We start from the raw sequence: 13,699 nt of genomic DNA on the forward strand, positions 1-13,699 counted from the left end.
AGGACAGGGGCCGCGCCATGCACCGCATCTTCGAGATTTCCACCTCCGGGCCGGGGCTCTACGAGATCACGAGGGACGTCGCCGGCTGGGTGGAGGGCGAGGGCGTGCTGACGCTCTTCGTGCGCCACACCTCCTGCTCACTGGTGATCCAGGAGAACGCCGATCCCGAGGTGCAGACCGACCTCGCCGCTTTCTTCGAGCGGCTGGTGCCGCCGAGCGACGATGCGTCGATGAGCTATCTCACCCACACCTACGAAGGGCCGGACGACATGCCGGCGCATATCAAGGCGGCGCTCTTGCCGACGTCGCTGCAGATCCCGGTGGTAGAGGGGCGGATGATGCTCGGGACATGGCAGGGGATCTACCTCTTCGAGCATCGCAGGCGTCCGCACCGGCGGCTGGTGGTGGCGATGCTGCGGTGAGAGGGCCGGGGAAGGTGGGTTGAAACCCCACCCTACGGGGCCGGGGTGCTGCGGGATCGCCCCGGCACCCCCGCATGTTGCGCCGGAATTTCGGCCCTACCCAACCCCTTCCGTGCCCCCTATAGTGCCGGTGGACATGTCAGAAGCTGCCCCAAGGCGGGCGAGGGGAGGCGAGCGATGCGCTGCCCGTTTTGCGGAAACGTCGATACGCAGGTGAAGGATTCCCGCCCGGCGGAGGATCACGTCGCCATCCGGCGGCGGCGCTTCTGCCCGGCCTGCGGCGGCCGTTTCACCACCTATGAGCGAGTGCAGCTGCGCGACCTCGTCGTCATCAAGACCTCCGGTCGCCGAGAGGATTTCGACCGTGACAAGCTCGAGCGCTCCATCCGCATCGCCATGCAGAAGCGCCCGATAGAGCCGGAGCGGATCGACCAGATGATCTCCGGCATCGTGCGGCGGCTGGAGAGCATGGGCGAGACGGACATCCCCTCCAAGGTGATCGGCGAGATCGTCATGGAGGCGCTGCACCGCATCGATACCGTCGCCTACGTGCGCTTCGCCTCCGTCTACAAGAACTTCCAGGACCCGGACGACTTCGACAAGTTCGTCGCCGAGCTGCGGCCCAAGCCCCCCGCCGAGGAGTGACGCGGGAGGCCGACGCGCGGGCCATGGCCCATGCGCTGGCCCTCGGCCGGCGCAGCATGGGGCAGGCCTGGCCGAACCCCGCCGTCGGCTGTGTGCTCGTGAGAGACGGCCGCGTGGTCGCCCGCGGCTGGACGGCTCCGGGCGGGCGACCCCATGCCGAGGCGGCGGCGCTGGCGGCGGCGGGAGAGACCGCGCGCGGCGCCACCGCCTATGTGACGCTGGAGCCCTGCGCTCACCATGGCCAGACCCCGCCCTGCGCCGAGGCGCTGGTGGCGGCGGGCGTCTCCCGCGTCGTCATCGCGGCGCCCGACCCCGACCCGCGGGTCGCCGGCAAGGGTGCGGCGATCCTGCGGGCGGCGGGCGTGGAGGTCGTGGAAGGCGTGCGCCGGGCCGAGGCGGAGCTCGATCTCGCCGGCTTCCTCTCCCGCTTCACGACCGGCCGGCCCTGGCTGACGCTCAAGCTGGCGGCGACGCTCGACGGGCGCATCGCCACGGCCACCGGCGAATCAAAGTGGATCACCGGGCCCCGGGCGCGCGCCGAGGTGCAGGCTCTCCGGGCGCGGCACGACGCGGTGATGGTCGGCGGCGGCACGGCGAGGGCCGACGACCCGAGGCTGACGCTGCGCGGCATGGGCGAGCGGCGCGCGCCGGTGCGGGTGGTGCTCTCCCGGCGGCTGGACCTGCCGGTGGAGAGCGAGCTGATGCGCACGGCGCGGGGCATCCCGGTCTGGCTCGTCCACGGCGCCGGGCTGCGCGAGGCGGCTGGCGCCCCCTTCGCGGCGGCGGGGGCGGAACTGGTGGAGGCGCCGGTCGCCGGCGGCCAGATCGACCCGGCCGGGGCGCTGGAAGCGCTGGCCGCCAGGGGCCTGACGCGGGTCTTCTGCGAGGGCGGCGGAGGGCTGGCCGCCTCGCTGCTCGGCGCCGGGCTGGTGGATGAGCTTGTGCTCTTCACCGCCGGGCTGGCCATCGGCGCCGAGGGCACGCCGGCACTGGCGGCCATGGGCCTGGGCGCGCTGGCAGAGGCGCCGCGTCTGGCGCTGGTGGAGAGCCGAGCCGTGGGGGCCGACGTGATGAGCGTCTGGCGGCGGGGCGGCTGAGAGGGCGGAGGGGGGCTGTCTGCCCCCCGCCTTCGGCCCCCCCGAGGAATATTTGGAGAAAAGCGAGACGACGCTCGGGGCCGAGGTTGGCTCCGGGATTGAGGTCGTCCGCGGAGGCGGGCGGCTGCCTGGGCTAACGCCGCCAGAGGTGGGCGCGGGAGGCGAGGGCGCCTTGCGCCTTGGCGAGGAGGCGGTTGGCCGGTCCCGGGTGGGGCATCGTGCCGTTGGCGAGGCGGTGGAGGGCGATCTCCGGCGGACAGGGGCGGTTCGTTACCGGGTCATGGTAGCGCGGGTAGGCGATGAGGGCGGCATGGGCGAGGGCCGTCAGGTCCGGCCGGGCCGTGCGGCGGGGGAGGGGGGCGCCGAGATCCCTCGTCAGGCCCCAGCCTGCGTAGAAGGGCTGGCCGAGCGTGGTGACGGGCAGGTCGCGGAGGAGGGCCTCGAAGCCGAGGGTGGAAGTGATCGTCCAGACCTCCTGCACCTGCCCGAGCAGGGCGACGGGGTCGGCGTTCGTGAGGACGGCGTCGGCGAGGTCGGCGGCATCGGGGACGGCGCCGGGGCGGAGGCCGGCCTCCACGTCCGGGTGCGGCTTGTAGAGGATCCGCGCGCCGGGATTGGCGGCGCGGGCGGCCTCGATGAGGGCGCGGTTGGTGTGCACCTCTCCGGCGCCGAGGCGGATGGAGGCGTCGTCCTCCACCTGCCCGGGGACGAGGATGCGGTGGCCCACCGGCAGGGAGGGGGCGGCGCCGCCGAGGTTGTACTTGGTCAGGCCGGCCGCGACGAGGGCGGCGACGAGGGCCTCGGCGCGGAGGCGGTCGGCCTCGGGCAGCGCGGCGCTGTCGTTGATGAGGCGTTCGAGGCGGCTTTCGGAGCGCGGGTCGTAGTAGATGCCGAGGTCGTCGAGGGTGAGGGAGAGGGGCGGGATCAGCTCTGCCCCGAGGCCGCGGGAGCGCAGGAACCCGTCCTCCACCTGCACGGCGCCCGCCACCTCGCGCCCGGCCCAGGAGAGGAGGCGGCGGCCCGTCCTCTCCGCCAGCGCCGCGGCCTTTGCCGGCGGGTCGGCGTAGCGGATGGCCCGGTGCCGGCCGAGGAAACCGGCAAGCGGGCGGCGCTTCCAGAGGCGAATGTTGGTGGCGACCCAGCCGGCGCGGTCCTCCCGCCAGGCGCGGGCCTCGGCCTCCAGCGTGGCGATGGCCTCTTCGAGAGAGCAGAGGCGGTCGCGGTAGGGGCAGTACCAGCGGGGCGCGAGGATCATCGCGCCGGCGAAGAGCTGCGCCGGGGTCAGCCGGCGCTGGCGGCGGGGGAGGTGGGCAAGATCCTCCGTCAGCCCCCAGCCGGAATAGAAGGGCTGGCCGAAGACATGCGGCCGGTGCCCGGCAAGGATCGCCTCGAAGCCGAGCTGGGAGGAGAAGGTGTAGACCGCGATGGCCCCCTCCAGAAGCGCATGGGGGGAGACGGGGGCGTCGTAGAGCTCCCCCGGGTCGTCCGCGCGGAAGTGGCCGGGGCGGTGGCCGGCGCGGGTTTCCGGGTGGGTCTTGAGGAGGATGCGGGCGCCGGGGTGGTTCAGCCGCGCCTCCGTCAGCATCTCGAGGAAGTCGTTGCGGCCGCCGCCGAGGAGGGAGGCGTCGCCTGCCGTCTGGTCGATGACGAGCACGTAGCCGGGGGGCGGCGGGTCGAGGCTGGGGTCGTGCAGGTTGTATTTGGAGAGGTCCGCCGCCTTCAGACGGGCAATGGCGGCCTTGGCACGTTGCAAAAGCGCATGGTCGTCGAGCGGGTTGGTGGCCAGCAACGTCTCCAGGTCGCTGGGGCGGCGGCCGTCGAAATGCAGGCCCGTCTCGTCGATCAGGAGGCCGAGCGGCGCGTCGCCATCGCGGCCGGGGCGGAGGGAGCGCAGGAAGGCGTCCTCCACCCGCACCAGCTTCGCCCCCTGCCGCGCCGCCACCCGCTCCCCCCGCCAGGCTGTGGGGGAGGCGCCCCAGAGGCCGACGAGATCGCCCTCCCCCGGCAGGCCGAGGGTGACGTCGTAGCCGGAGAGGGAGAGGATGCGGCGGATGCGCCGGTTGAGGAAGCCGCCGTTGAAGACGTGCAGGCGCCGCGGAGCTGGGCCCGCGGCGCCGCCTGCTGCCGTCACTCGAAGCCGGTGGCGGCGGAGCTGATCGTGTCCACCGAGCCGAGCGTGCCGGTGATGGCGGAGATCACCTTGCTGAACTGGCTGAACGGCGCCTCGGTGACGTAGACGGTGTCTTCGTCGCGGATCGCGAAGTCGCGGGCGAAGAAGAGGCCGTTGGGGCGCGTCAGGTCGAGCACGTAGACGATGCGCTGCGTGCCCTGCAGATTCTCCACGCCCGTCAGCTGGCGGGCGATCTCCTCCGGCTCGTTGCGGAAGACGAAGACGCCGGTCGGGTCGGCGGAGGTGGAGGAGAGGCCGCCCACCTGCGCGATGGCCTCCAGCGCGCTGATGGTCTTGCTCTGGAAGGGGACCAGATCCTGCGTGCCGGTGGCGCCGAGGGCGGTGAAGGAGCGGGTGTCCTCCTCCACCACGATGCGGTCGCCGGAGCGCAGGGGCACGTCGTAGGACGGGTGGTCGTAGATGTCGGTGAACCAAGCGGTGGCGCGCTGGCCGCCGCGAACGAGGGTGACCTGGGCGATCTCCGGCTCGATGGTGACGCCGCCGGCCTCGGCCAGCATGGCGGCGAGGGTCCGCGTCGGCCGCTCGATCGGGTAGACGCCCTGCGCCGTCACCGCGCCGACGATGGAGACGGTGGAGCCGTCGCCGGCCAGCCGGCGCACCTGCACCTGAGGGTCGGGCGTCTGCTCTTCGAGCTGCTCGGAGATGATGCGGCGCACCGCCTCCGGCGTGTTGCCGGCGGCGCGGATGCGGCCCGCGTAGGGCACGAAGATGAAGCCCGAGCCGTCGACCTGCACCTCCTCCAGCACCGTGGCGTTCTGCCCGGTGGGGACGAGGAGGCCGTCATCGACGTTCTCCCAGATCGTCAGGCCGAGGATGTCGCCGGGCTGGATGGTATCGGAGCCGAGGACGCCGGCATTGATGAAGCTCTGCGAGAAGCCGAGCGCCGGCGAGACGGCGGAGATGTAGTTGATGCGGTCATCGACGACGAGGATGAAGGCGTCCCCCTCGCGGAGGACGGAACCGGCGTAGATCTCCGAGCTGGTGGGGCCGCTGCGTGGCAGGCCACAGGTGGCGAGGAGCATCAGGGCCGCAAGTGCGGCGACGCCCCGCGCGATGCGCGTGGTGGAAAGGATCACTGCCCGGTCTCCTCGACCTGTTATTCTGCCTCAACTTTGGGATGCAAGGTACCGGGGGAAGGGCCGAAAATCCAGCATGGGCAGGGGTTCGCGCCCGCCGGGGGCCGAGGTGTTGCCTTGCCGCCGCGGAGGGGGGAGCGTCCCACGACATGTGGTTGCGCTCAGGTGACGATGCGCAAGCTCTGCCGGGGCGCCGCCTTGCCGGACTTCAGCGCATCGTAGGGGTCCTCGTCCGCCAGCATCATGTCGACCACCTGTCGCAGCAGCTGCCGCCGCCCGGAGGTGGAGTAGAAGCCGCCGGGGAGCTGGGAGGTCTCCAGCAGGTATCGGCGATAGTCGCGGTAGGCCTGCCCGTTGGGCCGCGTCGGCTGGGCGAAGAACTCCGGCAGCGGCTGGGTGGAGACGAACTCCTCCTTGGCATAGACGGCGCGGCCGAAGACCTTCAGCGGGATGCCCCGCCAGAGCACCTGCTGCGCGGCGGTGGAGTTCACCGTCACCGCGGTGCGGGCATGGTTGAGCAGGCGCGCCAGCTTGCCGCCGGGCACGTAGTGGACGCGGCCGGTGAGGCCGTGGCGCTTCGCCAGATCGGACAGCAGCCGCTTGTAGGGGGCGCGGCCGTTCTCCAGCGGGTGGGCCTTGAAGACGAGATGATGGTGGCGCGGGGCGCCGCGGGCGAAGCCTTCCACCACCACCTCGAGGAAGGCCTCCATCGACTGGAAGGGCGAGTGGACCTGGAAGGAGCTGTCATGCTCCAGCTGCATCAGGACGAGGTGGTAGGGGTAGCCGCCGCGGGTGATGCGGGCCGTCGCCGCCATCCGCTCCAGCGCCAGCCAGGGCATGAGGCCGAGGCGGCGGGTGTAGAGCAGCGCCTCCGTCCAGATCGGCAGGCTGCGGTGGGGCTGGAAGTTGGCGTAGTCGCGGTTCCGGAACAGCAGGAACCAGTGGTAGAGCGCGCCGTAGAAGATGTGCTGGCGCATGTCCCCCCAATGGGCCGGCGGCTCCGGCGCGTCGAGATCAGACAGGGTAAGCGCGCGGGCCATCTCGGGCACGCTCATGTCCATCAGGCGGGAATGGCCGTTGGACCCGCCCCGCTCGTAGGTCACCCACCAGGGCCGCATGTAGCCTTCCTCGAAGACATGGACGCGCAGGCCGAGGGCCCGCGCCCGCGAGATGGCATCGGCATGGACAGGGCGGGTGTCGCCGTAGAGGACGATGTCGGTGATGCGGTGGGCCTCCACGAGGGAGGAGAAGGTCTCCGGCCAGTCCTCCGGGGTGCCGTAGGAGGGGATGTAGTTCGGGGCGCCCATCCAGAAGGCGCGGTCGCCGGCATTGAAGCCGACGCGGTGCACCACGGCCCCCGCGGCGGTGAGCATCCGCCCCAGCCGGTGGAAGAAGGGCCCGTGCGGCCCCTGCAGGAAGAGGAAGCGCCGATCCGGTGCCGGTCTGATCATGGCTGTGCTCCTCACGTCCGCGCGGCCTCGTGCCGGGGCAGAGGCGTAACGGCGGGGTGAGGCGCAATCGGGGCATGAATGGGGAATTGGCCGGGGCCTTGAAGGGGCGCCGGGGCGGGGATAGGGCTGGAGAGATCGGGACTGGCCAGGAGGGCGCTCATGTTCACCGGCATTATCACGGATATCGGCGAGGTGCTCACGGTTCGGGCCGGGGGCGACATGCGGGCGCGCATCGGCTGCGCCTATGACCCGGACGGGATCGCCATCGGCGCCTCCATCGCCTGCGACGGCGTCTGCCTGACGGTGGTCAGCAAGGGCGCCGAGCCGCGCCCGTGGTTCGAGGTGCAGGTGAGCGCCGAGACGCTGTCGAAGACGAGCATCGGCGCCAATGGCTGGCAGCAGGGCCAGAGGCTTAACCTCGAGCGGGCACTGAAGGTCGGCGACGAGCTCGGCGGGCATATCGTGGCGGGACACGTGGATGGCGTGGCCGAGGTGATCTCGATCCGGGACGAGGGAGACTCGACGCGGTTCGTCTTCGAGGCGCCGGAGGCGCTGGCGAAGTTCATTGCGCCGAAGGGCTCGGTGGCGCTGAATGGCACCTCGCTGACGGTGAACGAGGTGGAGGGGGCGCGCTTCGGCGTGAACATCATCCCCCACACCAAGGAGGCGACGACCTGGGGCCGGGTGTCCGAGGGCGACCGGGTGAACCTGGAGATCGACACCATGGCCCGCTACGTGGCGCGGCTGCAGGACTGGGCGTGAGCGGCGCCTCGTCCGCCCTGCCGGGCGGCCTCGGCCACAATGGCGGGCCGGCGATGGATGCGGGGCTGAGCTGGCGCAAGCACGCCTGGGGCAGGGCCCGCGCCGAGCTGATGCCCGTGCTGCCGCTGGAGGTGGTGCGCCGCAGGGTGCGCCGGGCGGAGGAACTGGGCCTGCCCTATCGCACCTACGCCGGCATCCGCGCCGCGACGGGGCGCGACGTGATCGGCTTCATGTTCTCCACCAACGCGCTGCGCATGCTGCGCGCCGGCGAGGCGCCGCCGGAGGCGGTGGCCGGCCAGCTGGCGCGCATTCGCGGCGCGGCACGGCTCGGCCTCGCGCGGCCGCCGGTGACGCCCGCAGCCCTGCTCGACTGGATGGACGAGGCGCACCCGGCGCCGCGCCCCTTCGCGACCTGGGCCGAGGCGCGGGCGGCGGTGAAGGGCGCGCTGGGCGGCCGGCCGGCGCATGGCTGCGTGCTGGTGGGCGATACCGGGGAAGAACGGCTCTGGTCCGAGGCGGGGCAGCTTGCCGGCTACCTCGGGGCGGAGCGGTTCTTCGGGGCCGGGCTCTAGGGGGGAGAGCGGGCAGGGGGCTGTCTGCCCCCCTCTTGGCCTCAAGGCCAATTCACGCCCCGAGGATTTTGAGGGACCAAAGACAGAAGGGTCAGAGGACGCCGATATCGGCGAGGGCGCGGGAGAGTTCCGGCGGCAGCGCCTCCTCCGCCTCGCGGCCCGGGGGCAGGTCCGGCGGGGCGTCGGTGGGCTGGAGATATCGCCAGCCCTGGAACGGCTTGCGGGGGACGATCGCGGTGCGGTGCAGCTCGGGGTCGAGCACGATGGCGCAGCGGCGGATGCCGTCGCCCCGGTCGACCTCGTCGAGGCGCAGGATGCGCTGGCGGGCCTGGATGAGGCCCCGAATCACCCAGTAGATCGAGCCGCCGGCAAGGATCTCCTCCGCCCGCTTCGGCCACATCCGGGTGACGTGGCGCGGCAGGCCGTCGAAGGTCTGCGCCTTGTGCAGCTTCTGCCATGTGGCCAGATCGGTCACGTCTTCCGTGCCGACGCTGAGTTTCAGAAGATGCAGGGCGGGCCCTGCCTTGGTGGAATTCGCCATTTTCACCCCCACATCTGGTAGGTAGAACGGGAAGTCCGATTCTGCCAGCCACCGCCCCTCGCTTTTCCGTCAGCTCGAAGGTTTGCCCCATGACCCGCTTCGCCGCGCCCATCGCCGAACAGATCTGGGACATGAAATACCGCCTGAAGGAGGCCGACGGCACGCCGGTCGACGCCTCCGTCGAGGCCACCTGGGCGCGTATCGCCGGGGCGCTGGCAGCGGTGGAGAAAGAGCCTGCCGCATGGGAGGGGCGCTTCGCCAAGGCGCTGGAAGATTTCCGCTTTCTGCCCGCCGGGCGCATCACCGCCGGGGCAGGCACGGCGCGGAGCGTGACGCTCTTCAACTGCTTCGTCATGGGCACGATCCCCGACACGATGGGCGGCATCTTCGACGCGCTGAAGGAAGCGGCCCTGACCATGCAGCAGGGCGGCGGCATCGGCTATGATTTCTCCACCATCCGGCCCAAGGGCGCGGCGGTGCACGGGGTGGCGGCGGATGCCTCGGGGCCGCTCTCCTTCATGGATGTGTGGGACGCGATGTGCCGCACCATCATGTCCGCCGGCTCGCGCCGCGGCGCCATGATGGCGACGCTGCGCTGCGATCACCCGGATGTGGAGGCCTTCATCGAGGCCAAGAGCGACGCCGCGCGGCTGCGGATGTTCAACCTCTCGGTGCTGGTGACGGACCCCTTCATGGAGGCCGTGAAGGCCGATGGCCCCTGGGAGCTGGTCTTCGACGGGCGCGTCTACAAGACGCTGCCGGCGCGCGACCTGTGGAACCGGATCATGAAGGCGACCTATGATTACGCCGAGCCGGGCGTGATCTTCATCGACCGCATCAACAAGATGAACAACCTGGCCTATGCCGAGACCATCGCGGCGACGAACCCCTGCGGCGAGCAGCCCCTGCCGCCCTACGGCGCCTGCCTGCTCGGCTCGATCAACCTCGCCCGGCTGGTGCGGGACCCCTATGGCGAAGCGCCACATATCGACGAGGCCGAGCTGGCGGAGCTCGTCGGCGATGCGGTGCGGATGATGGACAACACCGTCGACGCCTCGCGCTTCCCTCTGGAGGAGCAGCGCGCCGAGGCGCAGGCCAAGCGGCGGATCGGCCTCGGGGTGACCGGCCTCGCCGATGCGCTGGTGATGCTGGGGCTGGAATACGGCACCGACGACGCCGTCGCCCAGACGCGCACCTGGATGAAGGCGATCGCGCGGGCGGCCTATCTCGCCTCGGTCGAGATCGCCAAGGAGAAGGGGCCCTTCCCGCTGTTCGACGCCGAGCCCTTCCTCGCCTCCGGCACCATGGCGCAGATGGATGACGACGTGCGCGAGGCCATCCGCGAACACGGCATCCGCAACGCGCTGCTCACCTCCGTCGCGCCGACGGGGACGATCTCGCTCTACGCGGGAAACGTCTCCTCGGGCATCGAGCCGGTCTTTGCCGCCGCCTACACCCGCAAGGTGCTGCAGAAGGATGGCTCCCGCACCGAGGAGGAGGTCGTCGACTACGCCCTGCAGATCTGGCGGGCGCAGGGCGGCGAGGGCCTGCCACCCGCCTTCATCGACGCGCAGACGCTCAGCCCCGCCGCGCATGTGCGCATGCAGGCGGCGGCGCAGGAATGGGTCGACAGCTCGATCAGCAAGACGATCAACGTGCCGGAGGATATCGGCTTCGAGGCGTTCAAGGAGGTCTACCTTCAGGCCTACGAGACCGGCTGCAAGGGCTGCACGACATACCGCCCGAACGACGTCACCGGCTCGGTGCTCTCGGTCAGCCAGGAGGCCCCGGCCCCGGCGCTGGTGTCCGAGGAGGGGGGCGAGGTCGTCTACCTCTCCGAGCCGCTGGAGCGGCCGACGACGCTGGAAGGGAACACCTACAAGCTGAAATGGCCGGAGAGCGAGCACGCCATCTACATCACGATCAACGACGTGATCGTGGGCGGGCACCGGCGGCCGTTCGAGATCTTCATCAACTCCAAGAACATGGAGCATTTCGCCTGGACGGTGGCGCTGACGCGCATGATCTCGGCGGTCTTCCGGCGGGGCGGCGACGTGAGCTTCGTGGTGGAGGAGCTGAAGGCGGTGTTCGACCCGCGCGGCGGGGCGTGGATGAAGGGCAAGTACATCCCCTCGATCCTCGCCGCCATCGGCGGGGTGATCGAGGAGCACATGGTGGCCATCGGCTTCCTTGAAGCGGCAGGCTCGGGCCTGAAGAGCGACCCTCAGGCGGAGCTGCTGACCGGCCGTCGCCCTGGCAAGGCCTGCCCGTCCTGCGGGAGCTACGAGCTGCACATGATCGAAGGCTGCATGACCTGCGCGAGTTGCGGGTTCAGCAAGTGCGGGTGAGGGGCTAGACGGCCCCGCCGAAATCGAAGCTGCTCAGGTCCCGGATGTAGGCCTCGAAGAACTCGGTGAAGGTCTCCACCAGCGGGGGGAGCCGCTCGTAGGGCGGGTAGTAGAGCATCAGGTTGAGGGGGGCGACCTGCCAGTCCGGCAGGACGACCTCCAGCGCGCCCGAGGCCAGCCCGCCGCGGACGAGGAAGTCCGGCAGCGTCACGATGCCGTTCCCCGACAGCGCCATGGCGTGGAGGAACTCGCCGTTGTTGGAGGTCACGTCGGTGCCCGCCCGTACCGTCCGCCGCATGCCGCCGCTGGTGAGGAGCCAGCTCTCCGCCCCGCCGTTCGAGCCGTAGGACAGGCAGTGGGCGGGCTGCAGGTCGTCCGGGGTCTCGGGGCGGGGGATGCGCTCGAAGAGCGCGGGGGCGGCGACCACCTGCCGGGGGACCTGGCAGATCCTCCGCCAGATCGTCGACTTGTCCTGCGGCGGGGTGGAGATGCGGATGGCGAGGTCGCAGCTCTCCTCCAAAATGTCGACCAGCCGGTCTGTCAGCTGCAGGTCGATTTCGATGTTCGGGTAGGCGAGGCGGAAGCTCGCCAGCAGCTTCGGCATCAGGCGCATCCCGAAGGACATGGGCGCGTTGATCGACAGCCTCCCCCGGTCGGGCCGCGTGGTGCGGGTGACCTCCTCGGTGACGCGGTCGAAGGCCTCCAGCACCGGGCGGTAGCGGGCGGCGACCATCGCGCCCATCCCGGTGAGGGAGACCTGCCGCGTCGTGCGCACCAGAAGCTGCTGGCCGAGATCCTCCTCCAGCTGCGCGACGATGCGGGTGATGGACGCCGGGGTCATCCGCAGGCTGCGGGCGGCGCCGGCGAAGCTGCCCTGCTCGACAACGGTCAGGAAGACGCGGATGGGTTTGATCTGCTGCACGCGCCATGATTATGGCGATGTGTGATAACAGTAAATGCCGGATAGTTTCTATTCTTCGATATTACCCGGGCGCCTATCTTGGCCTCAACGCACATGCACATGGCTGAGGACGAGACATGATCACTGACATCAAGGGCCTGCACCACGTCACCTCGATGGCGGGGGACGCGGCCGAGAACAATCGCTTCTTCACCGACACGCTGGGGCTCCGCCGGGTCAAGAAGACCGTCAACTTCGATGCGCCGGAGGTCTACCACCTCTATTACGGCGATGAGATCGGCACCCCCGGCTCCGTCATGACCTACTTCCCCTTCGGCGACATGCCGCGCGGGCAGCGGGGCATCGGCGAGGTCGGCGTGACGGAGTTCGCCGTGCCCGAGGGCGCGCTGGGCTACTGGAAGGACCGGCTCGCCGCCAGCGGCGTGACCGGGCTGGCCGAGGACAGCTTCCTCGGCGAGACGCGGCTGGAGTTCGCGGGCCCCGACGGCGACGGCTTCGCCCTCGTCGAGAGCGCCGACCGGGGCCGCACCGCGTGGACGGGCGGCGGCGTGCCCGAGGATGCCGGCATCCTCGGCTTCCATGGCGCCCGGATGCGCCTGCGCGACGAGGCCGCCACCGCCGAGCTGCTGACCTTCATGGGCTACACCAAGGACGAGACGGACGGCGACGTGACCCGCTACCGGATCGAGGGCGGCAACGCGGCCGACACGATCGACCTCGAGGCCGTCTCGGGCGGAAAGGCCGCGGCGCAGGGCGCCGGCTCGGTGCACCACATCGCCTTCGCGGTGGAGGATCGGGCGGCGCAGCTGCGCGTCCGCGAGGCGCTGGTCGATACGGGCTACCAGGTGACGCCGGTGATCGACCGCGACTACTTCTGGGCGATCTACTTCCGCACACCCGGCGGCGTTCTCTTCGAGATCGCCACGAACGAGCCGGGCTTCGACCGGGACGAGGACACCGCCCACCTCGGTCAGGCGCTGAAACTGCCGTCGCGCTACGAGCCCTACCGCGACCGGATCGAGACCCACCTTCCCCCGCTCGGAGCCTGAGTGCCATGACAGCCACGCCCAGCTACCACGCCCGCCGGCATCCCCCCGCCGAGGGCGCCCCGCTGATCTTCGCCTTCCACGGCACCGGCGGCGATGAAGACCAGTTCTTCGAGCTGGTGCGCCAGCTCCAGCCCCGCGCCGGCATCGTCTCCCCCCGGGGGGACGTCAGCGAAGGCGGGGCGGCGCGCTTCTTCCGCCGCACGGGGGAGGGAGTCTACGACATGGACGACCTCGCCCTCAGGACAGAGCGGATGGCCGCCTTCATCGCCGCGGAGGCCGCGGAGCATCCCGGCGCGCCGGTCTACGGCTTCGGCTATTCGAACGGGGCGAACATCCTCGCCTCGGTGGTGATGGCGCAGCCGCGGCTCTTCGAGCGGGTCGGGCTGCTGCATCCGCTGATCCCTTGGGAGCCGCCGCCTGTCGACCTCTCCGGGCGGCGGATGCTGGTCACCGCCGGGCGGCGCGACCCGATCTGCCCGTGGCCCCTCAGCGAAAAGCTGATCCGCTGGGCCGGCGACCAGGGTGCCGAGGTGGAGACCGTTCTCCACGACGGCGGCCACGAGGTGCGCCCGGTCGAGGTGGAGGGGCTGGGCCGCCTGCTGGCCTGACGGGGGACCGGCAGC

13 protein-coding genes are annotated in these 13,699 nt (G+C 71.0%); 8 read left to right on the plus strand and 5 right to left on the minus strand.

The features are described 5' to 3' along the window. Positions 1-17: 17 nt before the first annotated feature. From GY170_RS01240 to ribD, 3 genes are all read left to right on the plus strand, one after another. Positions 18-422 carry a secondary thiamine-phosphate synthase enzyme YjbQ gene (locus GY170_RS01240; RefSeq protein ID WP_163889220.1) on the plus strand — a complete coding sequence of 135 codons (405 nt, stop codon included), beginning with the start codon at positions 18-20 and terminating at the stop codon, positions 420-422. Positions 423-599: 177 nt separating this feature from the next. Then, positions 600-1,067, plus strand: coding sequence for a transcriptional regulator NrdR (gene nrdR, locus GY170_RS01245; protein ID WP_163889222.1), 468 nt, complete (start codon positions 600-602; stop codon positions 1,065-1,067). 23 nt (positions 1,068-1,090) lie between these two features. Continuing rightward, the gene (gene ribD, locus GY170_RS01250) at positions 1,091-2,164 is read left to right on the plus strand and encodes a bifunctional diaminohydroxyphosphoribosylaminopyrimidine deaminase/5-amino-6-(5-phosphoribosylamino)uracil reductase RibD (protein ID WP_163889224.1); all 1,074 of its coding nucleotides are present in this window, start codon (positions 1,091-1,093) and stop codon (positions 2,162-2,164) included. Between the two features lie 133 nt (positions 2,165-2,297). Here the strand turns inward: ribD and GY170_RS01255 are convergent, their stop codons facing one another. The 3 genes from GY170_RS01255 to GY170_RS01265 all read right to left on the minus strand — a co-directional run bounded on the left by GY170_RS01255 (position 2,298) and on the right by GY170_RS01265 (position 6,882). Then, complete coding sequence (locus tag GY170_RS01255) at positions 2,298-4,295, minus strand: capsule polysaccharide biogenesis protein (RefSeq protein ID WP_235937770.1); 1,998 nt, start codon at positions 4,293-4,295, stop codon at positions 2,298-2,300. Further along, the gene (locus tag GY170_RS01260) at positions 4,292-5,377 is read right to left on the minus strand and encodes a polysaccharide biosynthesis/export family protein (RefSeq protein ID WP_163891070.1); all 1,086 of its coding nucleotides are present in this window, start codon (positions 5,375-5,377) and stop codon (positions 4,292-4,294) included. The genes GY170_RS01255 and GY170_RS01260 overlap by 4 nt, the downstream gene beginning before the upstream one ends. Positions 5,378-5,592: 215 nt before the next feature. After that, positions 5,593-6,882: a capsule polysaccharide biogenesis protein gene (locus GY170_RS01265; RefSeq protein WP_163889226.1), complete on the minus strand. Its 1,290-nt coding sequence runs from the start codon at positions 6,880-6,882 to the stop codon at positions 5,593-5,595. A 159-nt stretch (positions 6,883-7,041) separates the two neighbouring features. Between GY170_RS01265 and GY170_RS01270 the strand changes: the two genes are divergently transcribed. Both GY170_RS01270 and GY170_RS01275 read left to right on the plus strand, forming a co-directional pair. Then, the gene (locus GY170_RS01270; protein ID WP_163889229.1) at positions 7,042-7,644 is read left to right on the plus strand and encodes a riboflavin synthase; all 603 of its coding nucleotides are present in this window, start codon (positions 7,042-7,044) and stop codon (positions 7,642-7,644) included. Further along, positions 7,641-8,216, plus strand: a complete 576-nt coding sequence (locus GY170_RS01275) for a hypothetical protein (protein WP_235937772.1) — start codon at positions 7,641-7,643, stop codon at positions 8,214-8,216. Before GY170_RS01270 ends, GY170_RS01275 begins: the two co-directional genes overlap by 4 nt. A gap of 91 nt (positions 8,217-8,307) precedes the next feature. Here GY170_RS01275 and GY170_RS01280 read toward each other — a convergent pair whose 3' ends face one another. Beyond that, on the minus strand, positions 8,308-8,757 hold the full coding sequence (locus GY170_RS01280) for a DUF1489 family protein (protein WP_163889231.1): 450 nt from the start codon (positions 8,755-8,757) through the stop codon (positions 8,308-8,310). An 89-nt stretch (positions 8,758-8,846) separates the two neighbouring features. Between GY170_RS01280 and GY170_RS01285 the strand changes: the two genes are divergently transcribed. Beyond that, complete coding sequence (locus tag GY170_RS01285) at positions 8,847-11,105, plus strand: adenosylcobalamin-dependent ribonucleoside-diphosphate reductase (RefSeq protein ID WP_163889233.1); 2,259 nt, start codon at positions 8,847-8,849, stop codon at positions 11,103-11,105. Between the two features lie 4 nt (positions 11,106-11,109). Here the strand turns inward: GY170_RS01285 and GY170_RS01290 are convergent, their stop codons facing one another. Further along, on the minus strand, positions 11,110-12,027 hold the full coding sequence (locus GY170_RS01290) for a LysR family transcriptional regulator (RefSeq protein ID WP_163889235.1): 918 nt from the start codon (positions 12,025-12,027) through the stop codon (positions 11,110-11,112). Positions 12,028-12,143: 116 nt separating this feature from the next. On the opposite strand from GY170_RS01290, the gene GY170_RS01295 reads away from it, so the two are divergent. After that, on the plus strand, positions 12,144-13,076 hold the full coding sequence (locus tag GY170_RS01295) for a VOC family protein (RefSeq protein ID WP_163889237.1): 933 nt from the start codon (positions 12,144-12,146) through the stop codon (positions 13,074-13,076). Positions 13,077-13,081: 5 nt separating this feature from the next. Beyond that, positions 13,082-13,684, plus strand: a complete 603-nt coding sequence (locus GY170_RS01300) for an alpha/beta hydrolase (protein WP_163889239.1) — start codon at positions 13,082-13,084, stop codon at positions 13,682-13,684. Positions 13,685-13,699 lie beyond the last annotated feature (15 nt).

It is taken from the genome of Pseudoroseicyclus tamaricis, from assembly GCF_012070395.1.
Lineage (GTDB): Bacteria > Pseudomonadota > Alphaproteobacteria > Rhodobacterales > Rhodobacteraceae > Pseudoroseicyclus_A > Pseudoroseicyclus_A tamaricis.